The organism is Cellulosimicrobium sp. CpK407 (assembly GCF_051844275.1).
Classification (GTDB): domain Bacteria; phylum Actinomycetota; class Actinomycetes; order Actinomycetales; family Cellulomonadaceae; genus Cellulosimicrobium; species Cellulosimicrobium cellulans_G.
Genome location: NZ_JBGNYC010000011.1, coordinates 38,263 through 60,455 on the forward strand (window position 1 = coordinate 38,263; position 22,193 = coordinate 60,455).

Annotated in this window: 22 protein-coding genes; 8 read left to right on the top strand and 14 right to left on the bottom strand. The window is 74.1% G+C overall.

Features of this window, described 5'->3' with window-relative positions:
• The first annotated feature begins 37 nt into the window (after window positions 1–37).
• The gene (locus ABWU78_RS07135) at window positions 38–946 is read left to right on the top strand and encodes an SDR family oxidoreductase (RefSeq protein WP_439157964.1); all 909 of its coding nucleotides are present in this window, start codon (window positions 38–40) and stop codon (window positions 944–946) included.
• A gap of 476 nt (window positions 947–1,422) precedes the next feature.
• Here the strand turns inward: ABWU78_RS07135 and ABWU78_RS07140 are convergent, their stop codons facing one another.
• The gene (locus ABWU78_RS07140; RefSeq protein ID WP_439157965.1) at window positions 1,423–2,931 is read right to left on the bottom strand and encodes an MFS transporter; all 1,509 of its coding nucleotides are present in this window, start codon (window positions 2,929–2,931) and stop codon (window positions 1,423–1,425) included.
• A 118-nt stretch (window positions 2,932–3,049) separates the two neighbouring features.
• Between ABWU78_RS07140 and ABWU78_RS07145 the strand changes: the two genes are divergently transcribed.
• Window positions 3,050–3,556: a winged helix-turn-helix transcriptional regulator gene (locus tag ABWU78_RS07145; protein ID WP_439157966.1), complete on the top strand. Its 507-nt coding sequence runs from the start codon at window positions 3,050–3,052 to the stop codon at window positions 3,554–3,556.
• Between the two features lie 10 nt (window positions 3,557–3,566).
• Here the strand turns inward: ABWU78_RS07145 and ABWU78_RS07150 are convergent, their stop codons facing one another.
• The 11 genes from ABWU78_RS07150 to ABWU78_RS07200 form a co-directional block, all read right to left on the bottom strand.
• Window positions 3,567–4,208, bottom strand: a complete 642-nt coding sequence (locus ABWU78_RS07150) for a hypothetical protein (protein WP_253051633.1) — start codon at window positions 4,206–4,208, stop codon at window positions 3,567–3,569.
• A 55-nt stretch (window positions 4,209–4,263) separates the two neighbouring features.
• Window positions 4,264–5,220 (bottom strand): WXG100 family type VII secretion target, encoded by a 957-nt coding sequence (locus ABWU78_RS07155; protein ID WP_439157967.1) that lies wholly within the window; start codon window positions 5,218–5,220, stop codon window positions 4,264–4,266.
• Window positions 5,221–5,347: 127 nt separating this feature from the next.
• Window positions 5,348–5,659, bottom strand: coding sequence for a hypothetical protein (locus ABWU78_RS07160; protein ID WP_157759525.1), 312 nt, complete (start codon window positions 5,657–5,659; stop codon window positions 5,348–5,350).
• 93 nt (window positions 5,660–5,752) lie between these two features.
• The gene (locus ABWU78_RS07165; RefSeq protein WP_439157968.1) at window positions 5,753–6,790 is read right to left on the bottom strand and encodes a sugar phosphate isomerase/epimerase family protein; all 1,038 of its coding nucleotides are present in this window, start codon (window positions 6,788–6,790) and stop codon (window positions 5,753–5,755) included.
• Complete coding sequence (locus tag ABWU78_RS07170; protein WP_439157969.1) at window positions 6,787–8,004, bottom strand: dihydrodipicolinate synthase family protein; 1,218 nt, start codon at window positions 8,002–8,004, stop codon at window positions 6,787–6,789. The genes ABWU78_RS07165 and ABWU78_RS07170 overlap by 4 nt, the downstream gene beginning before the upstream one ends.
• Complete coding sequence (locus tag ABWU78_RS07175) at window positions 8,001–9,233, bottom strand: Gfo/Idh/MocA family protein (protein ID WP_353706976.1); 1,233 nt, start codon at window positions 9,231–9,233, stop codon at window positions 8,001–8,003. Before ABWU78_RS07175 ends, ABWU78_RS07170 begins: the two co-directional genes overlap by 4 nt.
• 8 nt (window positions 9,234–9,241) lie before the next feature.
• Window positions 9,242–10,024 carry an ABC transporter ATP-binding protein gene (locus tag ABWU78_RS07180; RefSeq protein ID WP_253051627.1) on the bottom strand — a complete coding sequence of 261 codons (783 nt, stop codon included), beginning with the start codon at window positions 10,022–10,024 and terminating at the stop codon, window positions 9,242–9,244.
• The gene (locus ABWU78_RS07185; RefSeq protein ID WP_253051626.1) at window positions 10,017–10,775 is read right to left on the bottom strand and encodes an ABC transporter ATP-binding protein; all 759 of its coding nucleotides are present in this window, start codon (window positions 10,773–10,775) and stop codon (window positions 10,017–10,019) included. The genes ABWU78_RS07180 and ABWU78_RS07185 overlap by 8 nt, the downstream gene beginning before the upstream one ends.
• Window positions 10,772–11,998: a branched-chain amino acid ABC transporter permease gene (locus ABWU78_RS07190; protein ID WP_353706975.1), complete on the bottom strand. Its 1,227-nt coding sequence runs from the start codon at window positions 11,996–11,998 to the stop codon at window positions 10,772–10,774. The genes ABWU78_RS07185 and ABWU78_RS07190 overlap by 4 nt, the downstream gene beginning before the upstream one ends.
• Window positions 11,982–12,866, bottom strand: a complete 885-nt coding sequence (locus ABWU78_RS07195; RefSeq protein WP_047230871.1) for a branched-chain amino acid ABC transporter permease — start codon at window positions 12,864–12,866, stop codon at window positions 11,982–11,984. Before ABWU78_RS07195 ends, ABWU78_RS07190 begins: the two co-directional genes overlap by 17 nt.
• Before the next feature lie 7 nt (window positions 12,867–12,873).
• Window positions 12,874–14,112, bottom strand: a complete 1,239-nt coding sequence (locus ABWU78_RS07200) for an amino acid ABC transporter substrate-binding protein (RefSeq protein WP_253051624.1) — start codon at window positions 14,110–14,112, stop codon at window positions 12,874–12,876.
• 217 nt (window positions 14,113–14,329) lie between these two features.
• Between ABWU78_RS07200 and ABWU78_RS07205 the strand changes: the two genes are divergently transcribed.
• Window positions 14,330–15,394, top strand: a complete 1,065-nt coding sequence (locus ABWU78_RS07205; RefSeq protein WP_253051623.1) for a LacI family DNA-binding transcriptional regulator — start codon at window positions 14,330–14,332, stop codon at window positions 15,392–15,394.
• Between the two features lie 15 nt (window positions 15,395–15,409).
• Here the strand turns inward: ABWU78_RS07205 and ABWU78_RS07210 are convergent, their stop codons facing one another.
• Window positions 15,410–16,258 carry a class I SAM-dependent methyltransferase gene (locus ABWU78_RS07210; RefSeq protein ID WP_439157970.1) on the bottom strand — a complete coding sequence of 283 codons (849 nt, stop codon included), beginning with the start codon at window positions 16,256–16,258 and terminating at the stop codon, window positions 15,410–15,412.
• Between the two features lie 190 nt (window positions 16,259–16,448).
• Here ABWU78_RS07210 and ABWU78_RS07215 point away from each other — a divergent pair, with 190 nt between their 5' ends.
• From ABWU78_RS07215 to ABWU78_RS07225, 3 genes are read left to right on the top strand one after another with little or no spacing between them, the layout of a single operon-like run.
• Window positions 16,449–17,453 carry a WXG100 family type VII secretion target gene (locus tag ABWU78_RS07215; protein WP_253051621.1) on the top strand — a complete coding sequence of 335 codons (1,005 nt, stop codon included), beginning with the start codon at window positions 16,449–16,451 and terminating at the stop codon, window positions 17,451–17,453.
• Window positions 17,450–18,265 (top strand): hypothetical protein, encoded by an 816-nt coding sequence (locus ABWU78_RS07220; RefSeq protein ID WP_439157971.1) that lies wholly within the window; start codon window positions 17,450–17,452, stop codon window positions 18,263–18,265. The genes ABWU78_RS07215 and ABWU78_RS07220 overlap by 4 nt, the downstream gene beginning before the upstream one ends.
• Entirely contained in the window at window positions 18,262–19,032 is a 771-nt protein-coding gene (locus tag ABWU78_RS07225; protein WP_439157972.1) for a hypothetical protein, read from the top strand. The genes ABWU78_RS07220 and ABWU78_RS07225 overlap by 4 nt, the downstream gene beginning before the upstream one ends.
• Before the next feature lie 26 nt (window positions 19,033–19,058).
• Here ABWU78_RS07225 and idi read toward each other — a convergent pair whose 3' ends face one another.
• On the bottom strand, window positions 19,059–19,655 hold the full coding sequence (gene idi, locus ABWU78_RS07230; RefSeq protein WP_253051618.1) for an isopentenyl-diphosphate Delta-isomerase: 597 nt from the start codon (window positions 19,653–19,655) through the stop codon (window positions 19,059–19,061).
• Window positions 19,656–19,886: 231 nt separating this feature from the next.
• Between idi and ABWU78_RS07235 the strand changes: the two genes are divergently transcribed.
• Both ABWU78_RS07235 and fepG read left to right on the top strand, forming a co-directional pair.
• On the top strand, window positions 19,887–20,981 hold the full coding sequence (locus ABWU78_RS07235; RefSeq protein ID WP_439157973.1) for an iron chelate uptake ABC transporter family permease subunit: 1,095 nt from the start codon (window positions 19,887–19,889) through the stop codon (window positions 20,979–20,981).
• Window positions 20,982–21,019: 38 nt separating this feature from the next.
• Window positions 21,020–22,093, top strand: coding sequence for an iron-enterobactin ABC transporter permease (gene fepG, locus ABWU78_RS07240; protein ID WP_253052484.1), 1,074 nt, complete (start codon window positions 21,020–21,022; stop codon window positions 22,091–22,093).
• Window positions 22,094–22,193 lie beyond the last annotated feature (100 nt).

A 22,193-nucleotide genomic window follows, 5' to 3' on the forward strand; every position in this document is an offset into this window, starting at 1 on the left:
CCGGGCGGCCCGCGACCGCCACGTCTACCGTGAGGACATGATGATCGGGGCGGGGTCGGGGCGGATCGCCGTGACGGGTGCGAGCGGGCTCCTGGGGTCGAAGCTCGCGTTCCGCCTCGCCGCCGAGGGCGCGACGCAGCGCCTCGTCGTGCGCGACGCCGCCCGGGCGCCCCGCCTCGGCGACGACCCGCTCCCCGAGTCGGACGTCGCCGTCGTCGACGGGTACACGGACACGCGCGGGATGGTCGCCGCCTTCACCGACGTGGACACCGTGTTCCTGGTGTCCGCCCGCGAGGACCTCGACCGCGTCGCGCAGCACCGCGCGGCGGTCGACGCCGCCATCGCGGCGGGCGTCGGGCACCTCGTCTACGTGTCGTTCGTCGGCGCGGCACCGGACGCCGTCTTCACCTTCGCGCGCGACCACTGGCGCACCGAGGAGTACATCCGCGCGACGGGCGTGCGGCACACGTTCCTGCGCGACAACCTCTACCACCGCGGGCTCGCGCTCATGGTCGGCGACGACGGCGTGATCCGCGGACCCGCGGGCGACGGGCGGGTCGCGTCCGTGTCGCACGACGACATCGCGGACGTCGCGACCGTCGTCCTGCTCGACGCCGACACGCACCGCCACGACGGCGTCACCTACGACGTCACAGGGCCCGAGGCCCTCACGCTCGACGAGGTCGCGGAGGCCCTGACCGCCGCGACCGGCCGCGACATCACGTACCACGCCGAGACCGTCGACGAGGCGTACGCGTCCCGCGAGCGGTACGGGGTGCCGCGGTTCGAGGTCGACGGCTGGGTGTCGTCGTACACGGCGATCGCCGCGGGCGAGCTCGCGCACGTGAGCGACGCCGTCCCCCGGCTCGTCGAGCGCCCCGCGCAGTCGTTCGCCACGTGGCTCGACGACTACCCCGAGGAGTGGGCGCACCTGCGCCCCGCGTGAGCTCGGCGCGCGTCGCCGCTCGGCGCGCACCCGCGAGATCGACCCGCACGTCCGAGATCGACCCTCGGTGGGTCGATCCGGCGACGGGCGGGTCGATCTCGGCGGTTCCACGCCGTGCGCGAAAACCCCTGGCGTCGCCGCGGGGGGCGGACGTACCGTCGTCGTACACGCGAAAGGAGGTGGTCCTGGAAGTGAAGATTCTTCGGACTCGTGAGGTGGTTGCGCGCTAGTCGTCGCGCAACCGATCCAGCAACGGACCGGATGCGGTGAGCCCGTGAACCGGGCGGGGTCTCCCGAGGGGAGGCGCCCGACGGCGAGCGAGTACCACGCAACCACCGGAGCCCGCGGGTGTCGTGCCCTCGTCCAGCACGACAGGAGGAACCCTCCAGCCCGCGGGCTTCTCGCTGCCCGCGCCCTGCGCTGCGTGCACGAGACAGTCGCGTCCGGCACGTCCGGACGCGACTGTTCTCCTGCGCTCAACGGGTGACCGGGGCCGGGGCGGGCTCCGGGAGGGCGGCCTCGGCGACCGGGGTCGCGGCGGCGGCGGGACCGGCCGGCTCGACGACGGGCCGACGGCGGCGCGGCGCTCCCATCGCCACCGCCGCGAGCGCGAACGCCGCGACCGGGACCCACAGCGCGGTGTGGAAGGCGGCGAGGCCTGCCTCCGGCCCCGTCGCGTCGCCGAGGGCGAGGACGCTGACGGCCGTCGCCGCAGAGATGCCGATCGCCGCACCGAGCTGGAACGCCGTGTTGAGCACGCCGCCGGCAACGCCCTGCTCCGCGTCGGTCACGCCCGTGGTCGCCGCGATGGCGATCGGCCCGTAGACCAGGGCGAACGCGACCCCGACGAGCGCCATCGACGGGACCATGAGGGCGTACGTCCAGTCGAGCCCCGACGCGAGGAACCACGCCGCCGCGAGCGTCCCGGCGACGAGACCGCCGACGATCACGCGCGGCACCCCGAAGCGCTCGACGAGGCGCGGTGTGAGCACGGGCGCGAGGACGACGTCGATCGCCATGAGGAGCATCGCGAGCCCGGTCTGCAGCGGTGTCCAGCCCCGCAGCTCCTGCAGGTAGAGGGTGAGGAGCACCTGGAACCCGTAGAACCCGCCCGCGAAGAGCACCGCCGTGACGTTCGCCCGGACCAGCTCGGTCGAGCGGAAGAGCCGCAGCGGGAGGAGCGGGTGCGGCGCCCGGCGCTGCCGCGCGACGAACGCCGCGAGGAGCACGGCACCGCCGCCGAGCGCGGCGACCGTCCACGCGAGCCCCTCGCCCGGGTGCTCGAGGCGCACGATGCCGACGGCGAGCAGCACCATGGCGCTCGTCGCCAGGACGGCACCGAGGACGTCGAGCGCGCCGCGCTCGCGGGCGGTCGTGTCGCGCGGGACCGTCACCAGGGCCAGCGCGAGGAGCACGACGGCGAGCAGCACCGGGGCGAAGAACACCCACCGCCAGTGGATCGCGGCCAGGAGCCCGCCCACGACGAGGCCGAGCGAGAAGCCCGCGGCCCCCGCCGCGCCGTACACGACCAGCGCGCGGTTGCGGCGCGGCCCCTCGGCGAACGACGTCGTGATGAGCGACATCCCGGCGGGCGTGAGGAAGCCGGCCGCCACGCCCGTGACGAAGCGTGACAGCAGGAGCATCCAGCCGTCGGTCGCGAACCCGCCGAGCCCGGAGAACACGAGGAAGACGAGCAGCCAGAGGACGAACATCCGGCGTCGGCCGTAGAGGTCGGCCGCGCGCCCGCCGAGGAGCATGAACCCGCCGTACCCGACGACGTACGCCGTCACGACCCCGCCCAGCTCGCCGGTCGCGAGCCCCAGGTCGGAGCGGATCCCGGGGAGCGCCACGGACAGCATCGCGATGTCGCTGCCCTCCAGGAAGATCGCCCCGCACAGCACGAGGAGCAGCCCCCAGTCCCGGAGGCTGAAGCGTCCCGCCGCTCGTGCTCGCTCACGACTGCGGCTCGTCGTCCCGTCGGTCATGCCCGTCCCCTTCCTCCTGAGTACCGCTCGGTACTCGGTTACCTCTTGATACCGAGCCCATCGTGGGTCAGGATCAGGAGGCATGGAAGACGGCACATTCGACTCACCAGGTATCACCGTGGATACCGTGGCGGCGCGCGGACGGACCGCGGACGGGCACGAGGCTGCTCGCGCGGGCGCGCCCGACGACGCCCCGACCTCCGAGGACCGTCACGGCTGCCCACCGGCAAAGTGGGAGAGCGACGTCGAGGTCTGGCAGTGGGACGCGCGCGAGGACTGCGAGGTGCGGCAGATCCTCGACCGCATCGCGGACAAGTGGTCGCTGCTCGCCATCGCGCTGCTCGACCGGCGGGTCATGCGGTTCACCGAGCTCAAGCGGGAGATCGACGGGATCAGCCAGCGCATGCTGTCGCGCACGCTGCGCCAGCTCGAGCGCGACGGCATCGTCGAGCGCACGGTCTACCCGACCGTCCCGCCGCGCGTCGACTACGCCCTCACCGAGATGGGGCGCTCCCTCCACGCGACGACCAAGGCGCTCGTCGTGTGGACCGAGGCGCACCAGGAGCGCATCGCCGCCGCGCGCAGCGCCTACGACGAGCGCGAGGCGTCGCTCCAGGACCTCTGAGGACCGCAGGTCACGCGACCGCGGTCGCGAGCACGCCGAACGTCGGGTCGGGCGTGATGGGGGACGGTGCGGGCTCGTCGCCGGCCGGACCGCTCGTCATCTCCCACGTCCCGTCGCTCTCGACGCGGACGGCGGCGGTGCGGGCCCCGGACGCGTCGACGACCTTGACGCTCCCCCCGAACGGCCGCCCCGGGAGCTGCGCGAACGCGGCCCGGACGAACCGCGACGCGGCCTCGGGCAGAGGGTCGCCCATCTGGAGCGGCCGCACGTGCCAGATGCCGAACGGGCGCGGCTCGAGCACGACCGCACCGCCCTGCGCACCGACGAGCAGCGCGGCGTTGGTGCGCTCGTCCGCGATCGCCGCCGCCTCCACCCACTCGGTCGCGGTCGTGAGGACGCGCGTGAGCGGGACGACGTTGCCGACGGGTGCGAGCACCTCGCCCTCGACACGCGCGAGCCGCCGCACGACGAGCGAGCTGAGCCCCGCCGCGAGGAGGGGGGAGTCGGCGGGCACGTCGGGAAGGCGCAGGTTCTCGCGCGTCCTCGTGGCGGCGGGTCCCTCGTTGAGCGACAGGAGCACGAGCAGCTCCGGCCCCGTGAGCTCGATGAGCCCGTCGTCCGGACGGCTCGCCGCCTCGGTCTGCGTGGTCATCGGTCGTCCCTCTCCTCGTGCGGACCGCGGCCGCGGTCCGGCGCGTGGGCCGCGGTCACCACGGCCATACCTTCTTCAGCGTCTCGGTCGCCCCGTCGACGAAGTCCCCGCCCGCGTCCCACACGTCGCCGGCGAGGTCGGCGGCACCGTCGGCGAGGTCGCCCCCACGATCCCACAACCAGCCCGCGCCGTCGGCGATGCGCTTCGTCACGGGGACGTCGCCGGAGAGCAGGGTCGCGACGCCCCACACGGCTCCCGCACCCGCGATCGCCCAACCGACCGGGTTGCTCGCGAGGAAGATCGCCGCGCCGATGCCGGCGGCGCCGAGACCCGCGGTGATGACGCCGTCCGTCCCCTTGAACCCGTCGCCCTCCGCGAAGCCCTCCCACGCCTGCACCGAGCCGCTGTACACCGAGTAGCCGTCGAACAGGAACCCGGCGCCCTTGAGCACCTTGCCGGCGGACGCGAGGTTGTCCGCGAGCCCCGCCACGTTGAGCGGGTCGTCGAGCTTGTTCATCGCGGCCCAGGCGTCGACTCCCTGGGACGCGACCCAGTTGAGCACGCCGCCCTGGGTCATGTCCGTCGTGAGCCACGACGGCGGGACCAGCCAGTCCGGCGGACCGCCGTCGCCACCCTGGGTCACCGGATCGCCTGGCCCACCCGGAGAACCCGGTCCGCCGGGCCCACCAGGAGAACCCGGTCCGCCGGGCCCACCGGGGCCGCCCGGCCCGCCCGCGCCGCCGTCGCGGCTCGTCGCGTCCTGCTGCTCGGCGTTGCCGCGCAGGAGCTCAGCAGCGTCCGTGAGCAGCGCGGCGGTGCCCGTCAGGCTCGGCCTCAGGGTCGACGTCCACGCGGTGCGGAACTCGGCGGCGTCGGAGCCCTCCCAGCCCGCTCGGCCCACGGCCGTCTCGATCGCCGCCGCGGCCAGCTCCAGGGCCTGCGCGCCGTCCGCCACGCGGCCCGCGAGCGAGCGCAGGGCCTCGACGTCGGCCCCGTACATCCCGCTGCTCATTCCTCGCCCCTCTGCGCTCTCACCCACACCCCCCGCACGCTCCCGGGTCGGCCACGCCGTGCCGGCGCCGCCGACAGCGTACGGAGGCGGAGCGGGAGAGGTCGATGGTGACCGGTCCCCATACCCGTCAGGACGGGCGCACGCCGCGGCGGCGGTCGTCGGCCACGAGCGCGCGGTACCGGCGCCACTGCCGGACGGCGAACCGGCCGAGGAACACGCAGGCCAGCACGCCGACGGCCACCCAGCCCCAGGGGAACGGGTCGCCCGCGTGGTAGCTGCGGAAGCCCTCCGTCCAGCCGTACACCTGGGCGCGGTACCAGCCCAGCACGAAGACCGCGACGACGGCGGGAGGGACGACGGCGGCGAAGGTCAGGAACCACGCGTACGTGCGTGCCTGCTTCGTGTCGCCCACGAACCGCGTCCGCGGCGCCCCGTCCATCCGTCCACCTCCGTGCTCGGGCCTCCGGGCACCCTACCCGGCGTCGGCCGACCGGCCGAGGCGTTCGCGCCCCGGCCCGTCGGCCGGCGTCCGTCAGCGCGCGAGGTGGGGCTCGACGAGCTCGACGTACCGGCGGGCGAGCGTCGCCACGACGTCGGCGCCGGGCGCGGCCCAGACGTCGGCGTGGAAGATCTCGACCTCGACGTCACCGGCGTAGCCCGCCGCCGCCACCGAGCGCGTGAACGCGGCGAAGTCGACGTGGCCGTCGCCCATCATGCCGCGGCCGAGCAGCGTGTCCGCGGGCAGGGGCGTGATCCAGTCGCACACCTGGTAGCTGACGATCCGGCCCGCGGCGCCCGCCCGCGCGATCTGCTCGTGCACCTTGGGCTCCCACCACAGGTGGTAGGTGTCGACGACGACGCCCACCTCCGCGGGCGTGAACGGATCGGCGAGGTCGAGGGCCTGCTCGAGCGTCGAGACGACGCCGCGGTCCGCCGCGAAGATCGGGTTCATGGGCTCGATACCGAGGGTCACGCCCGCGTCGCGCGCGGCCGGGACGAGCGCGGCGATCGCGTCCGCCGCGCGTGCCCGGGCACCGATCAGGTCGCGGTCGCCGTCGGGCAGCCCGCCCGGGACGAGGACGAGCGTCGGCGCGCCGAGGGCCGCCGTCTCCGCGATCGCGGCGAGGTTGCTCGCGTGGGCCGCGGCGCGCGCGTCCGGGTCGCTCGCGGTGAAGAACCCGCCGCGGCACACGGACGACACCCGCAGCCCGGCGTCGCGCACCCACCGCACCGCGGTGTCGAGCCCCACCTCCGCGACGGGTTCACGCCAGACCCCGATGGCCGGGAGCCCTGCGGCGACGCAGCCGTCGATCGCCTCGCGCAGCGACCACCGCGCCGTCGTCCGCTGGTTCAGGGACAGCCGCGCGAGCCGAGGATCACCGACCCCCGGCGTCCCGACCCGCGCGCGGACCCCGCTGGGCACGTCCACGTCACCCACCGCTCCGCCGAGCAGGTGGTCCTGGTCCGTCGCGCCACCAGGACGAGCCGAGACCTGGTCGGCGGGCAGGCTCGCCTGGTCGGCGGAAGACCGGGGGGCGGAGGACGGGAACTCCGAGATCTCGGTGCTCATGCGACCACCTCCGCGACCTCGGCGGGCGCGCCCGCGATCTCGCCACGGTCGATGCCCGCCGTGGCGAGGACGAGGCCGAGGCGGTGCGCGGCGAGGTCCGGGTCCGGCAGGAGGCGCGCCTCGTTCGCGAGCTCGAACGCGCGCGCGAGGTGCACGACGCTCCGGGCGGACTGCAGGCCCCCGACCATCGTGAACCCGGGCTGGTGTCCCGCGAGCCACGCGAGGAACGCGATGCCGGTCTTGTAGTAGTACGTCGGCGCCTCGAACACGTGGCGCGAGAGCGCGAGCGTCGGCGCCATCTCGGCGTCGTAGCGGTCGAGGTCGCCGTCGTCGAGGGCGGTCAGCGCGGCCGAGGCGGCGGGGGCCACGGCCGCGAACGCGCCGAGCAGCGCGTCGGAGTGCCGCTCGCCGTCGCCCCGGATCAGCTCCGGGTAGTGGAAGTCGTCACCGGTGTACAACCGGACGCCGTCGGGAAGTACGGCGCGCAGACCCACCTCGTGCGCCGCCGAGAGCAGCGACACCTTGACCCCGTCCACACGATCGGCGTGCGCCCGCACGAGGTCGACGAACGTCGCGGTCGCGGTGTCGACGTCCCCGGACCCCCAGTAGCCGCGCAGGTTCGGGTCGAACGCCTCGCCGAGCCAGTGCAGGACGACCGGCTCGCGCACCTGGGACAGGATCGCGTCGTACACGCGCAGGTAGTCGTCGGCCGACGTCGCGACGCGCGCGAGATGCCGCGACGCCATGAGGATGACCTGCGACCCCGTGCCCTCGACGAACTCGACCTGCTCGGCGTACGCCGCGATCACGTCGTCCACGGTCCGCAGCTCGTCGGGCGCCCGGTGGTCCGTCCCCGCGCCCGACGCGATGCGCGCGCCCAGCTCCCGCGCCTGGGCGGCGCTGCGCGACACGAGCTCCTGGACCGCGGGCCAGTCGAGGCCCATGTTCCGCTGCGCGGTGTCCATCGCCTCGGCGACCCCCAGGCCGTACCGGAACAGGTGCCGCCGGAACGCGAGGGTCGAGTCCCAGTCGACGACGGCCGGCGCGCCGGGCACGTTCTCGCCCCGCGGGTCCGCGACGACGTGCGCCGCCGCGAACGCGACGCGCGACGCGTACGGGCCGGGGTGGTCCGCCCACTCCCGGGGCGCGCGCAGCGCGACGAGCCGCGCGCCGCCGTCGGGCAGCGGGATCCGCACCCCGCCGGCGCCGCTCACGCGACCGCTCCGGACGCCGCGCCGCCCACGGCCCCGGACGCGGCGCCCAGCTCCACCCGACGCCCCTCGCGCGACGACGTGTACCCCGCGTCCACGAGGCGCAGGCCGCGCACGCCGGCGTCGAAGTCGTACGGGTGCGGTCGCCCGGCGTGGACGTCGCGCAGGAACTCCTCCCACTGCGCGCGGAACCCGTTGACGAACTCCTGGTTGTCCGGGATCTGCTCCCACTGGGCGCGGAAGTCCTGGTCGGTCGGCAGGTCCGGGTTCCACACCGGCTTCGGCGTGCGGGCGCGCGGCTGGATGCGGCACCCGAACAGGCCCGCGACCGCGGACCCGTGCGTCCCGTCGACCTGGAACTCGACGAGCTCGCCCCGGTCCACGCGCACCGCCCACGACGAGTTCACCTGCGCGAGGATCGGTCCGTCCGCCCCGGCGAGCTCGAAGATCCCGTACGCCGCGTCGTCGGCCGTCGCGACGTAGGGCTTGCCGTGCTCGTCCCAGCGCTCGGGGATGTGGGTCACGGCCTTCGCCATGACCGCCTCGACCGGGCCGAACAGGTTCTCCAGCACGTAGTTCCAGTGGCAGAACATGTCGAGGACCATCCCGCCGCCGTCCTCGGCGCGGTAGTTCCAGCTCGGGCGCTGCGCGGGCTGCCAGTCACCCTCGAACACCCAGTACCCGAACTCGCCACGGACGGACAGGATGCGACCGAAGAACCCGCCGTCGATCAGGCGCTTGAGCTTGAGCAGGCCGGGCAGGTACAGCTTGTCGTGCACGACGCCGTGGATCACCCCGGCCGCGCGCGCCGCCTCCGCGAGCTCCTCGCCCTCCGCGACCGACTCCGCGATCGGCTTCTCCGTGTACACGTGCTTGCCCGCCGCGATCGCCTTGAGGATCGCCTTCGTCCGCTCGGACGTCACCTGGGCGTCGAAGTAGATCGTGGCCGTGTCGTCCGCGAGCGCCGCGTCGAGGTCGGTCGTGTACTCGGCGACGCCGTGGCGCGCGGCGAGCTCGGCGAGCTTGGCGCGGTTGCGGCCCACGAGCACGGGCTCCACCTGGAGGCGCGTGCCGTCGTCGAGCTCGACGCCGCCGTCGTCCCGGATCGCGAGGATCGAGCGGACGAGGTGCTGGCGGTACCCCATGCGCCCGGTCACGCCGTTCATGACGATGCGCACGGTGCGGGTGGTCGGTCGGTCGCCCCCTGCGGCGTCCGTGGTCTGGCTGGTCATGCGGGCGGTCATCCGTTCTGCGAGAGCGAGCGCTCGGCGGGCCGGCCGCCGAGGTAGAGCTCGGAGAGCTGGGGGTCGGCGAGGAGCTCGGGCGCGGGGCCGGTGATGTGCACACGGCCGAGGTCGAGCACGCACCCGATGTCGGCCGTCTCGAGCGCGCGGCGCGCGTTCTGCTCGACGAGCAGCACCGCGACGCCGGCGTCGCGCATGCGCACGACCTGCTCGAACACGGTCGACGTCGTCTTGGGGTCGAGGCCCATCGACGGCTCGTCGAGAAGCACGACCTCGGGGCTCACCATGAGCGAGCGCGCGAACTCGACCTGCTTCTGCTGCCCGCCGGACAGCAGGCCGGCGAGCTGCTTCCACCGCTCGCCCACGATGGGGAAGAGGTTCTGCACGAACGCCACGCGCTCCGCGATCTTCTGCTTGTCGCGGAGCGTGTACGCGCCGAGCAGCACGTTCTCCGCGACCGTCATCTCGCGGAACACGCTGTGCCCCTGGAGCACGTGCGCGAGCCCGGACTGCAGCATCTCCTGCGGCCCCTGGCCGGTGACGTCGCGCCCGCCGACGAGGATGCGGCCCGAGCGCGGCTTGAGCAGCCCGCTCGCGACCTTGAGCACCGTCGACTTGCCCGCGCCGTTGGGCCCGACGAGGCACACGACCGTCGACGCGGGGACCTTGATGGTCAGCCCGCGCAGCACCATCGCGGCGCGCCCGTACCCGGCCTGGACGTCGTCCAGCTCGAGGAGGTACTCCTGCTTCGCCCCCGTCCCGGGGGTCGGGTCAGACACCAAGGTAGGCCTCCAGCACTCGCGGGTCGGCTTGCACGACGGCGGGGGTCCCCTCGGCGATGGGCCGTCCCCGGTCGAACACGATGACGTGGTGGGACAGGCTCATGACCATGTCCATGTTGTGCTCGACGACGAGGAACGTCTTGCCCTCGGCGTTGAGCTCCTGCACGAGCGTCCCGATGCGGCCGATGAGCGCCGGGTTCACGCCGCCCGCCGGCTCGTCGAGCATGATCGTGTCCGGGTCGCCCATGAGGACGCCCGCGAGCTCGAGGAGCTTCTGCTGCCCGTAGGACAGGTTGCGCGCCTCGACGCTCTCCAGGTGGTCGATGCCGACGCGCACGAGCAGCGCGCGCGCCTTGTCGATCTCCTCGGGGTTGCGCGCCCCGGCGAGCAGCTCGCGCACCCGTGTGCGGCGGACCGCGACGAGCATGTTCTCGAGGACGGTCATGCGCGGGAACACGCGGCAGAGCTGGAAGCTGCGCCCGATCCCGGCGCGCGCGATCTTGTGCGGCGCGCGCCGCGTGATGTCCTCGCCGCGGAACGTGACCGTGCCGGAGTCCGGCTTGATCATGCCCGTCACGCAGTTGAAGAACGTCGTCTTGCCCGAGCCGTTCGGGCCGATGAGCGCGTTGATCTTGCCGTGCTGGAACGTGACCGTCGCGTCGCGGACGGCGTGGACGCCGCCGAACGACTTGGTGAGGCCGACGGTCTCGAGGTTGCGGGTCGTCTGCGCGGTGGTCGTCGTCGTCATCGGTCCTCCTCCGGGCCCGTCCGAGGGGCCGCGTCGCCGTCGTCGTCCGGTGGGACGACGGCGGTGGTGGGTCCTGCGGTCGGCTCGCCCTCGGCCGGGGCGGCGGCCGCGCGGTTGCGCTCGAGGAGCTCGGCCGCGGTCATCTCGCGGATCGAGGAGTCCTGCGGGCCGAAGCGCTTGAAGAGGGCCTGGGCCGCGGGGATGATCCCGTCCGGCATGAAGAGGACGACGACGCCGAGCAGCAGGGCGGTGGCGACGAGGTGGAACTGCGTGTCGCCGAACTCGAGCTTGAAGTACTCCAGGCCCGTGCCGACGACGACGGCGCCCAGCAGCGGGCCGAAGAGGTGCCGGACGCCGCCGAACAGCGCCATGAGCACCATGTACGAGCCGAGCATGATGGAGAACTGGAAGATCGGGTCGAGGTCGCCGAACCACAGGGCGTACATGCCGCCCGCGAGGCCGGTGAACGTCGCCGAGACGACGTACGCGACGAGCTTGTAGTTGCGCGTCGGGACGCCGAGCGCCTGGGCCTTGTCCTCGTCCTCACGGATCGCCTTGAGCCCGGTGCCGAACCGCGAGCGGTCGATCGCCCACCACGCGACGAGCATGACGACGAGCAGCGCGGCGAACAGGTAGAAGAACGTGCGGTGGTGCTCGGGCCGCAGCAGGTCGGGGAACGGGCGCGGGACGACGAGGCCGTCGGACCCTCCCGTGAAGGACCCCCACGCCTGGAAGACGAGCAGCAGGATCAGCACGAACGAGATCGACACGATGACGAACGACGCGCCGCGCACGCGCAGCGCCGCGATCCCGACGGGGATGGTGATGAGCAGGACGAGCGCGCCCGCGACGAGCCACGCGGCGAAGCTCGGGAGCCCGAGGTCGCGGATCAGCAGGCCCGTGCCGTAGGCACCGAGCCCGAAGAACGCGGCGTGCCCGAGCGAGACGTACCCCGTGAAGCCGCCCATGAAGTTCCAGGCGGTCGCGGTGCACGCGTAGCTGAGGACGACGATGCCGGCCGACAGGATGTACGCGTTGGGCGCCATCGTGGGGAAGGCCAGGACGAGCACGGCCAGGACGACGAGCACGGCGAGGCGGACGACGCGGCCCCAGGGGCGGCGTGCGGGAGGTGCGGCGGCAGCGGCGGCCGAGCCCGCGCCGTCGGGCACCGGGCTGGCGGCCGCGCGGCGGCTCGCGGGTCGGGTGTCAGAAGCGTTGGGCAAGGCGACCTCCGAAGAATCCCTGGGGCCGCAGCATCAGCGTCGCGAACAGCGCGACGTAGAAGATGGTCTGCGCCCACGTGGTGCCGAGCGGCACCTGGAGCAGGCTCTGGCCGATGCCGAGCACCATGGCGGCGATCGCGGCGCCCGGGATGGACCCCAGGCCGCCGACGACGATGATCGCCATGAGCGGGCCGATCCAGTGCCAGTGCAGCGACGGGTAGATCGTCGCGTCGAGCGACAGCGCGGTCCCGCCGATGGCTGCGGTCGCGAGGCCGAGGCCGAAGCCGTAGCCCGCGACGCGGTCGGTCTTGATGCCGACGAGCTGCGCGGCCTCGCGGTGCTGGATCGTCGCGCGCAGGGCCTGGCCGAACCGGCTGTGCTTCATGAGCAGGTACAGCAGCGCGAGGGACAGCGCCGCGAGCCCGAAGGCCACGAGCTTCACGACGGCGATCCGCGCCCCGAAGAACTCGATGCTCGCGCCCGAGTACGGGAGCTGGATGCGCCGCTGCGTGCCGCTCCAGACGAAGCCGATCATGCCCTCGATGAAGAGCGCGACGGCGAACGTGAGGAGGACGGACATCATCGTGAGCGTCGCGGGCCGCAGGCGCGTGATGAGCAGGCGCTGCATGCCCACGCCGACGAGGAAGAACAGCGGCACCGTGACGACGAGCGACAGCAGCGGGTCCATGCCGGTCTGCTGGTTGAAGAACCAGGCGAGGTACGCGGCGAGGATGAGGAACGCCGAGTGGGCGATCATCACGACGCGCATCACGCCGAAGTACAGGGTGAGGCCCGCTGCCAGGAGGGCGTAGAGCCCTCCCAGCAGCACGCCGAGCACGAGGCTCTGGAAGAGGAGCGTTCCTGTCACGAGGTGATCACCAGGCCGGCTTGGGGAAGACGAAGTCGGCTTCCTTGGCGTCCTGCGGCAGGACGATCTGGATCTCGCCGTCCACGTACTGCTGGATGAGGTGGGCGCCCTGCGGCTTGCCCGTCTCGTCCCAGGTCAGCGGCCCGACGACGGTCTCGACCTCGTTGCTGCGCAGCCACGAGATGAGCTCCTGCTGGCACTCGCCCTGCTCGGCGCACCCGACGGCCTCGACCGCGGCGGCGACGACCTGGCCGGTCGTGTACGCGTTGGCCTCGTCCTCGCCGGGCGGGTTGCCGTGCAGCTCCGTGTACCGCTCGACGAAGTCGACGTTGGACGGCCAGCTCGCGGTCTCGGTGTAGCCGGTGGGCGAGAGGATGCCCTCGGTCTTGGCGCCGATCGCCGCCGAGAACTCGGGGTTGGTCGGCGCGGTGGAGAACGCCGCGAGCGTGGGCTGGTAGTTGAGCTGCTGCAGCGCCACGATGAGGTTCACCGCGTCCTGGTACTGCGTGCCGCCGATGACCATGTCCGCACCCGAGTCGTTGATCTTCGCGGCGATCGAGGAGAAGTCGGTGGTGTTGGGCGGGTAGACCTCGTCGACGACGATCTCGAGCCCGGCGTCCGCGAGCTTGTCGCGCAGGCCGTAGGCCGTGCCCTGGGCGAAGGGGTCGTCCATGGCCGCGACGGCGACGGTCTGCGGGCGCTCGCCCTCGGGCATGTCGAGGATGTGGTCCGCGAGGTAGTTGTAGTGGTCGTCGGCGACGGCGGGGGCGGCGTAGAAGAGGTTCTCGAAGCCCTGCTCGAAGACCTCGTTCGCGGCGCCGGCGGGCTCGACGAAGAGCATCCCGTACTCCTCGGCGACGCGGGCGCTCGGCACGACGAGGCGCGTGGAGAACGGCCCGAACACCAGGTCGACCTCGTCCTGGGCGATGAGCGCCTCGTAGTCCTGCACGACGCGGTCCGCGTTGGACTGGTCGTCGAGGATCTTGAGCTCGACCTGCCGCCCGAGGAGGCCCCCGTCCTCGTTGACGAACTGCGCCCAGGCCTCGTAGCCGCGCTGGACGCCCTTGCCGGGCTCGGAGAAGTCGCCGGTGAGCGGGAGGGAGATACCGATGACGATCGGGTCGTCGGACCCGCCGCCTCCGCCCTCGCCGTCGGACCCGCCGGAGCACGCCGTGAGGACGAGCGCCGTCGCGGACACGCCGGCCGCGAGGGCGAGCGCGCGGCGTGAGCGGGGGCGGGTGGACATCCGTGGAGTCGACCGAGAATGCATGGACGTGACTCTCCCTACTTCGTCGTAGTGAAGACCTGAGGCCGTACTGCTCCGTACGAGACTGCGTGTGTGCGAAAGCGCTTTCGTAAGCGCTTCCGCTAGAGTACGGTGCGGACAGCGGATGTGGCAAGCGTCACGTCGGGGAGGGCCTTCGGGCCACCGACCGGGCGACGCACGGACGAGCGGAGCAGGGGTGCGTCGAGAGAGTCGGACCACGAAGGGTCGCAGCGCGCTGCGGCTGGTCGACGTCGCCGAGCGCGCGGGCGTGTCCCTCGCGACCGCGTCGCGCGCGCTGTCGGGCAGCGACGGCGTCTCGGAGGTGCTCGCGGAGCACGTCCGCGAGGTCGCCACGGAGATGGGCTACATCGCCAACCCGCACGCGCGCACGCTCGCCGGGGGCACCACGTCGGTCGCCGGCCTGCTCGTCTACGAGATCGGCGACCCGTACTTCTCCGAGATCGCGAGCGGCGTCGTGCGCGTCGCGACCGAGCACGGCTGGAGCGTGCAGATCAGCCACACCGAGCGCGAGCCCAGCGCCGAGGTCACGCAGATCCGCCTCATGCGCGCGCACCGCGTGGGCGCGATCCTCGTCGCCGGGTCCGGGTACGTCGAGCCCGCGATGGAGGCCGACGCCGCGCGCGAGCTCGAGGCGTTCCAGGAGTCCGGGGGGCGCGTCGTCGTCATCGGGCGGCACCACCTGCACAGCGACGCCGTGCTCCCCGACAGCGAGGCGGCGGCCGCGAGCCTCACCGACCACGTCCTCGGTCTGGGCCACCGGCGCCTCGCCGTCGCGGCCGGGCCCGAGCGGCTCACGACCGTCGCGGACCGCATGGCCGGCATCCGGAGCGCGGTCGCGGCCCAGGGCCTCGACCCCGACGACCTGTTCGTCGTGCACGCGCCGTTCACGCGCGAGGGCGGGCGGGACGCCACGCAGCGCATCCTCGCCCAGCGTCCCGACACCACCGCGATCCTCGCGCTCAACGACGCCATGGCCACGGGCGTGCTGTCCCTGCTGCGCGAGCGCGGCGTCGTCGTGCCGCGCGACATGTCCGTCACCGGGTTCGACGACATCCAGGTCGCCCAGGACCTCGCGCCCGCGCTGACCACGGTGCGCCTCCCGATGAGCGAGATGGGGGCGACGGCGTTCGAGCTCGCGCTCCGGCCGCCGTCGGGCCGCCCGCGCCGCAAGCGCACCGACCACGAGCTCGTGGTCCGCGACTCGACGGCCCCACCCCGGCCCGGCCCGCTGTGGGCATGAGACGGGGCGGGGGCGTCAGAAGGGCTTGCGCGCCACGACGAGGAATCGCGGGGCCTCGTCGACGAACTCGTGGCCCGCGGCGAGGTGCAGGTGCAGGGCGCGCAGCGGCGCCTCGTACCGGGCGACCGCCTCGGGCGCGAGCGACGCCAGGTCCGGCACCTGCCACGCCATGAGCTTGAGGTACCAGAGCAGCGAGGACAGGTCGCGGAACCGGCGCAGGCCCTCGTGCTCGCGCGCGACGTCGACGACGAACCCCGCGTCCCGCAGCACCTCCACCGCCGCGGCGAGCGTCACGGAGTCCGGGTCCCACGGGAGCTCGGTGCCGAGCGCGGTGTTGAGGCGCAGGCCGTCGCGCGAGTCGACCTGCTGGGTGAGGAACACGCCGCCGGGCTCCAGCACGCGCAGCACCTCGTCGGGGTCGAACTCCTCGTGCCGGTCCAGCACGACCGCGAACTGGCCGTCGAAGAAGGGCAGGAGCTGCTCCTCGTCGCCCTCGACCGCCCGGACGTCGACGCCCAGGGGCTCCAGCCGACGTCGGGCCACCGGCAGGTTGGGCGCCCAGCCCTCGGTCGCCGACGACCCGGCGGGCAGCGGGCCCAGCGTGGACAGCAGCTCGCCGCCGCCGGTCCCGAGGTCGAGCACCGGGCCGCGCCCGCTGCCGACCAGCTCGCGCGCGAGCGCGGCGTAGTCCCACGGCAGCGCGTCCTCGACGACGCGGTCCGCCACGGGCGAGAGGTCGAACCCGACCACCGGCACGGCGCGGGCCCACGCCACGTGCTCCTCGAACGAGGCGTCCCGGGCGGGGACGGGCACGTCGGCCGCCCGGTCGGAGGTGGCGGGGGTGTCGGGGACCGCGGCAGGCATGCGTCGATTGTCACCCGTGCGGGTGCCGTCGCCGAACATGCGCGCCGGGACCGTCGCGCGCCGACGGGGAGCTCTCCCCGTCGCCGCCGGGCAGGTGCGCGCGGTAACCTCCCCGATGCCCGTTTCGCGCGTTCCGTGACAGGCGGTGCGCGGCGAGGACACCGATCGACCACCGAGGGGACCAGACGACGTGAGCGGGATGTGGGGCGCCGACGTCACCGAGCTGAGGAGGCTCGCGCAGTCGCTGCGCTCCGCCTCCGACCAGCTCGTGAGCACGACGTCCGAGGTCAGCGGACTCGTGGAGGCCGCCGGCCGGTGGCAGGGCGGCGACGCCGACCAGTTCCGGGGCGAGTGGACCGGGTCCTCGGTGGCGCTCCTGCGCGGGGTGAGCCAGACGCTCGCCGAGGCGTCGCAGGCGGTGCTGCGCAACGCCGACGAGCAGTACCTGACGAGCACCGAGGGCGGCGCCATCCCGTCCCCCGGCGTGCCCGGTCCGGGCGTGCCCACGGGCCCCGGCGGCGGGCCGCTCGGTGGCGGGACCACGCTCGCCGGGTCGATCTGGGACGTCGGGGAGACCCTCGGGGAGTCGACGATGTTCGTCCTCGACGGGCTGAAGGCCTGGAAGGTCGGCCAGTCCCTCACCGCGTTCCTGCAGGCCAGCCGGCTCGCCGACCTGTCCGACGCCGCCGCGAGCGCGTCGGTGTTCGCGCGCGGCATGGTCCTCGACGACGCGATGGGGCTCCTCGGCGGCCTCGGGACCGCAGGCCGGCTCGCGGGCGGCGTCGGCGGCCTGTTCGGCGTCATCGGCGGCTTCAACCAGATGTTCAACACCGAGTACGACGGCGTCCGGGGCGGCGTCGACCGCGTCATGGGCGGCCTGTCGGTCGTGGGCGGCGCGGGGACGATGCTCATGATGGCGGGCATGCTCACCAACCCGGTGGGCATCGGGATCGTGGTGGGCGCGGGCGTCGTCGCGGGCGCCTGGGCGCTGGGGAACCTGGTCGTCGACAACTGGGACGCGATCTCCGGGTTCGCGACCAACCCCGGCCCGTACCTCGCGGACGGGTGGAACACCGTGACCGACTTCGCGGGCGACGCGGTCGATACGATCGGGGACGTCGCGTCCGACGTCGGGGACGCGATCGGCGACGGTCTCTCCGCCGCCGGTGACTTCGTCGGAGGGCTCTTCTCGTGACCCAGCAGACCATGCGGTGGTCCGCGTCGGACGTCGCCGCGGCCGAGCGCGCGCTGGAGCGAGCGACCCCGGGCGAGGTCACGCACGTCGTGACGCTCACGGACGAGGAGATCGTCATCCTCGACGGCCTCCAGAACCCCCAGCTCGTGGCGGTCCCGTGGCTCGACGCGCAGGAGGGCGCGGACCGCACGCTCGTGGGCCGCGTCGCGCTCCGCTCGCTCCTCGCGCGCGGCATGGTCGTGCCGAGCGAGGACGCGGCCGCGGCCGAGCCCGTGGACGGCCGTCCGGCCGTCGGCATCGAGGCCGTCCCGGAGATCACGGGTCCGCTCGTCCTGCGCCGCACGGCGCACGCGATCCTGTCCGTCGAGCGCACGACGTCGATCGGCCGGCACTGGGTGTACGTCTACCTCCACGAGGACGACCGCGTGCTGGAGGAGGAGGTCGCCTGGAGCGGCCACCACGCGTTCAGCGTCTACCCGCTGTCCGAGCTCGCGGGCCGGCTCGCGGTCTTCGTCGACCCGGGCTCGAAGGCCCTGCTCGACGGGCGCTCCCAGACGTTCACGCCCGACGAGCTCGCCGCCCGGGCGCCGAGCCTGCCGGAGCTCGCGGACGCGCTGGCCGTGACGACGCTCGGCGCCGTGCGCGCGGGTTCCGACGTCCTGGAGCAGGTGAGCGTCTACGCGACGCCCGACGGCGTGTACACGGTCCGGGGCGGCGAGCACGGGGCCGACGGCGCGCCGACCTCGCTCACCCTCTCCGAGGTCGGGGCGGCCACGGTCCGCCGGCTCCCGCTCGAGCTGCTCGGTCGATGAGCGGGCCGACGGCGGCGCCCGCGACCGGCGCGCGCGCGACGCGCAAGGTCAGGCACCACGCGGCGCGGTCGGGCCTCGGCACGGTCCGGCACGTGTCGGCGGCGACGCCGAACGCCCCGGCGTGGGCGGTGACGGTGGTCGTGGTGCTCGTGTTCTCCGTCGGGCCGGCGCTCGTGGGGAACGCCGGGCCCGCCGCGATCGGCTACCTCCTGCCGTCGTTCGCGGCGATCGCCGCCGTGATCCTCTGGTTCCTCGGGTCCGAGAAGCTGGTTGTGCTCGACCACGGGATCCTCGTCGGCTCGTTCGCCCCGTTCCTGCGCCCGGTCGCGGTGCCCTTCGCGGCCCTCGACGTCCGGACCGTGCGCGCCGCCGTCGCGAGCCCGCGCACCCTCGGCCTGCTGCTCACCGACCGCGGCGTGTCGACGGCGTCGCGCACCGTGCTCTGGTCGCGCCGCGCCGTGACCTTCGTGGGGGTCGCGCCGAGCCAGCTCCGGCAGGCGCGCGCGCGGGGGCTGCACGTCGACCTCGCGACCGCGACCGCCGTCGACCTCTGGGTCTTCTCGGCCCGCGACCCGCGTCGCCAGGAGCAGGTCGTCCGCGCGCTGGGCGACGCCGCGCGCGCGGCCGGGGTCCCGGGCGCCGAGCAGGTCGAGGCGCTCGCGCTGCCCGCGCAGCCGGTACAGGTCTCGCCCCAGGGAGCGGACCGGCTCGCGGTCCCGGAGCGGCTGCGCAGCGCCCGGGCGCGACACCCGCAGACGACGCGCTGAGCGTCTCGCGGACGGTCGACCGGGCGTCAGGCCGAGGAAGGCCCGAACGCCGCGGCGAGGAGCGCCGTCGGGCCGTCGCCCTCGGTGCTCGCGGCGCCGAGAGCGGCGACCTGGAGCACCATCCACGGGCTGAAGGCCCACGGGGTCGCGGCGACCGCGCGCGCGACGTCGCGCGGGTCCGCCCAGGCGGTCTCCATGACCTCGTCGGGGTTCGGCTCGACCGTGCCCGCCGCGCGCGCCGCGTAGACCGGGCAGATCTCGTTCTCCACGACGCCGGACGCGTCGACGGCGCGGTAGCGGAAGCCCGGCACCGCGACCTCGAGTCCCGCGATCTCCAGCCCGAGCTCGTGCCGCCCGTGGCGGACGATCGACTCCTCGGTGGTCTCGGTCCAGCGCGGGTGCCCGCAGAAGGAGTTGGTCCACACGCCCGGCCACGTGCGCTTCCCGAGCGCGCGCCGCGTGAGCAGGAGGCGGCCCGCGTCGTCGAGCACGTAGCAGGAGAAGGCGAGGTGGAGGGGCGTCTCGGTCGTGTGGACCGCGGCGCGCTCGAAGGTGCCGGTCCGGCGACCCTGGTCGTCGACGGTGACGACGTGGTCGGCGGCGACGGGGACGTGCGAGGTCATGCGGCCACTCTCGCACACGCCGGACCTGCACGGGGAAACGCTGTCAGGAGTCTGCAGGACCCCGCGGCGAGGCCCCGGGGAGGACGGCGGGCGAGGCTCGGCCGTGAGGGGAGTCACCCCGACGTCGCGCCCCACCGTCTTGCCGGGCCCACCCTGGCGTGAATTAAGGTGAGGGTAACCTCACTAGGCCACCACCGACCGGGCACGCGCCCCCGAGCAGATCCGAGCACCATGACCTCGCCCGCGACCGCCGACGCGCCAGCCGGCGTCCCCGACGGGCCCGTCCGGCCCGCGACGGGCCGTGACGACCGCCCGGCCGGGGTCGCCCGCACCAACGCGGGCCGCAGCCTCGGGTTCCTCGTCGCCGTCGTGGTCCTCGCGGTCGCGATCGTGCTCAGCCTCGTCGTCGGCTCCAAGCCGGTCCCGCTCGGCACCGTCTGGGACGCGCTCACCGGGTACGACGGCTCGGGCGACCACGTGATCATCCGCGACCTGCGGCTGCCCCGCACGATCGTCGGCCTGCTGGTCGGCACCGCGCTCGGGGTCGCGGGCGGGCTCATCCAGGCCATGACGCGCAACCCGCTCGCCGACCCGGGCATCCTCGGCGTCAACGCCGGGGCGGCGTTCGCCGTCGTGCTCGCGGTCGCGTTCCTCGGGTTCACGGACATCCAGTCCTTCATCTGGTTCGCGTTCGCCGGGGCGGTCGTCGCGACGGTGGCGGTCTACGCGATCGGCTCCCAGGGGCGCGGGGGAGCGACGCCCGTGCGCCTCACCCTCGCGGGCGTCGCGCTCGGGGCCGTGCTGGGCGGCATCTCGCAGGGCATCACGCTGCTCGACCCCGCGGCGTTCGACCGCATGCGCTTCTGGGGCGCCGGCTCGCTGGCCGGCCGCACGATGGAGATGGCCGGCACGATCGCGCCGTTCGTCGTGGTCGGGCTCGTCATCGCGCTCGTCGTCGCGCGCCCGCTCAACACGATCGCGCTCGGCGACGACCTCGCGAGCTCGCTCGGCGCGCACGTGGGGCGCACGCGCGTCCTCGTCGGCGTCGCGGTGATGCTGCTGTGCGGCGCCGCGACGGCGGCGGCCGGGCCGATCGCGTTCGTCGGGCTCATGGTGCCGCACGTCGCGCGCTGGACGGTCGGCCCCGACCAGCGCTGGATCCTGCCGTACTCGGCCGTGCTCGCGCCCGTCCTGCTGCTCGTGTCCGACGTCGTCGGCCGGGTCGTCGTCATGCCCGGCGAGCTGCAGGTCGGGATCGTCACGGCGTTCGTCGGTGCGCCGGTCCTCATCGCGCTCGTGCGCCGCTCGAAGGCGAGCGGGCTGTGAGCGCCCCGGTCCGGGACGACGCGCCCGTGGGACCGCGCGTGGGCGGGCCCTCGTCCGACCGCGCGCACCGCGTCGACTTCGGCCGCCCCACGCGCGTCGTGCGGGGGCTCGGCGGCCGCGCGAGCCTGCGGCTCGACCTGCGCACGCTCGCCGTGTGCGGGGTGCTGCTGCTCGTCGCGCTCGCGATCGGCGTCGTCGCGCTGACCACCGGCGACTACCCGCTCACCGTGCCTCAGGTGCTCCAGGCGCTCGTGGGCGCCGCCGACGGCCCGGTGCACATGGTCGTCGTGGAGTGGCGCCTGCCGCGCGCGCTCATGGCGCTCGTGCTCGGCGCGGCGCTCGGCGCGAGCGGCGCGATCTTCCAGTCGCTCACGCGCAACCCGCTGGGCAGCCCCGACGTCATCGGGTTCAACACCGGCGCGTACACGGGCGCGCTCGTCGTCATCATGCTGCTCGGCGGCGGGTACGTCGGCGTCGCGGCGGGCGCGCTCGTCGGCGGCGTCGTCACCGCGGGCGTCGTGTACCTCCTGGCCTACCGGCGCGGGGTCCAGGGGTTCCGGCTCATCATCGTCGGCATCGCCGTGTCCGCGATGCTCGCGTCCGTCAACCAGTGGCTCATCGTCAAGGCGGATCTCGAGACCGCGATGGCGGCCGCCGTGTGGGGCGCCGGGTCGCTCAACGGCATGACCTGGGCGCAGGCGGTCCCCGCGTGCGTGCTCGCGGCGCTCCTCGCGCTCCCGCTCCTGTGGCTCGCGCCGCGCATGGGGCTGCTCGAGCTCGGGGACGACGCCGCGGCGGCCCTCGGCCTGCGCAGCGAGCGGGTGCGCCTCGCCCTCGTGATCGTCGGCGTCGCGCTCACGGCCCTCGTGACCGCGGCGGCCGGGCCCATCGCGTTCGTCGCCCTCGCCGCCCCACAGCTCGCGCGCCGCCTCACGGGCGCCGCGGGCGTGCGGATCCTCCCCGCCGCCGTCATGGGCGCCGTGCTGCTCGCAGCGAGCGACCTTGTCGCCCAGCGCGCGTTCGCGCCCACCCAGCTCCCCGTCGGCGTCGTCACCGTGAGCGTCGGCGGCGCCTACCTCGTCTGGCTCCTCGTCCGCGAGGCCCGCAAGTGACCACGAACCCGCAGACCGGAAGGACCCCGGTGGCTCTCACGAACCTCGCGGCCGCCCCGAGCGGCGCCGTCGCCGACGCGCCGACCGACGCGCGCGCCGA

Bases quoted from the DNA above. Each gene is read 5' to 3' on its own strand.
- ABWU78_RS07135 (WP_439157964.1), top strand. From the start codon at position 38: ATGATGATCGGGGCGGGGTCGGGGCGGATCGCCGTGACGGGTGCGAGC.
- ABWU78_RS07140 (WP_439157965.1), bottom strand. From the start codon at position 2,931: ATGACCGACGGGACGACGAGCCGCAGTCGTGAGCGAGCACGAGCGGCG.
- ABWU78_RS07150 (WP_253051633.1), bottom strand. From the start codon at position 4,208: ATGACCACGCAGACCGAGGCGGCGAGCCGTCCGGACGACGGGCTCATC.
- ABWU78_RS07155 (WP_439157967.1), bottom strand. From the start codon at position 5,220: ATGAGCAGCGGGATGTACGGGGCCGACGTCGAGGCCCTGCGCTCGCTC.
- ABWU78_RS07160 (WP_157759525.1), bottom strand. From the start codon at position 5,659: ATGGACGGGGCGCCGCGGACGCGGTTCGTGGGCGACACGAAGCAGGCA.
- ABWU78_RS07165 (WP_439157968.1), bottom strand. From the start codon at position 6,790: ATGAGCACCGAGATCTCGGAGTTCCCGTCCTCCGCCCCCCGGTCTTCC.
- ABWU78_RS07175 (WP_353706976.1), bottom strand. From the start codon at position 9,233: ATGACCAGCCAGACCACGGACGCCGCAGGGGGCGACCGACCGACCACC.
- ABWU78_RS07185 (WP_253051626.1), bottom strand. From the start codon at position 10,775: ATGACGACGACGACCACCGCGCAGACGACCCGCAACCTCGAGACCGTC.
- ABWU78_RS07200 (WP_253051624.1), bottom strand. From the start codon at position 14,112: ATGTCCACCCGCCCCCGCTCACGCCGCGCGCTCGCCCTCGCGGCCGGC.
- ABWU78_RS07210 (WP_439157970.1), bottom strand. From the start codon at position 16,258: ATGCCTGCCGCGGTCCCCGACACCCCCGCCACCTCCGACCGGGCGGCC.
- ABWU78_RS07225 (WP_439157972.1), top strand. From the start codon at position 18,262: ATGAGCGGGCCGACGGCGGCGCCCGCGACCGGCGCGCGCGCGACGCGC.
- idi (WP_253051618.1), bottom strand. From the start codon at position 19,655: ATGACCTCGCACGTCCCCGTCGCCGCCGACCACGTCGTCACCGTCGAC.
- ABWU78_RS07235 (WP_439157973.1), top strand. From the start codon at position 19,887: ATGACCTCGCCCGCGACCGCCGACGCGCCAGCCGGCGTCCCCGACGGG.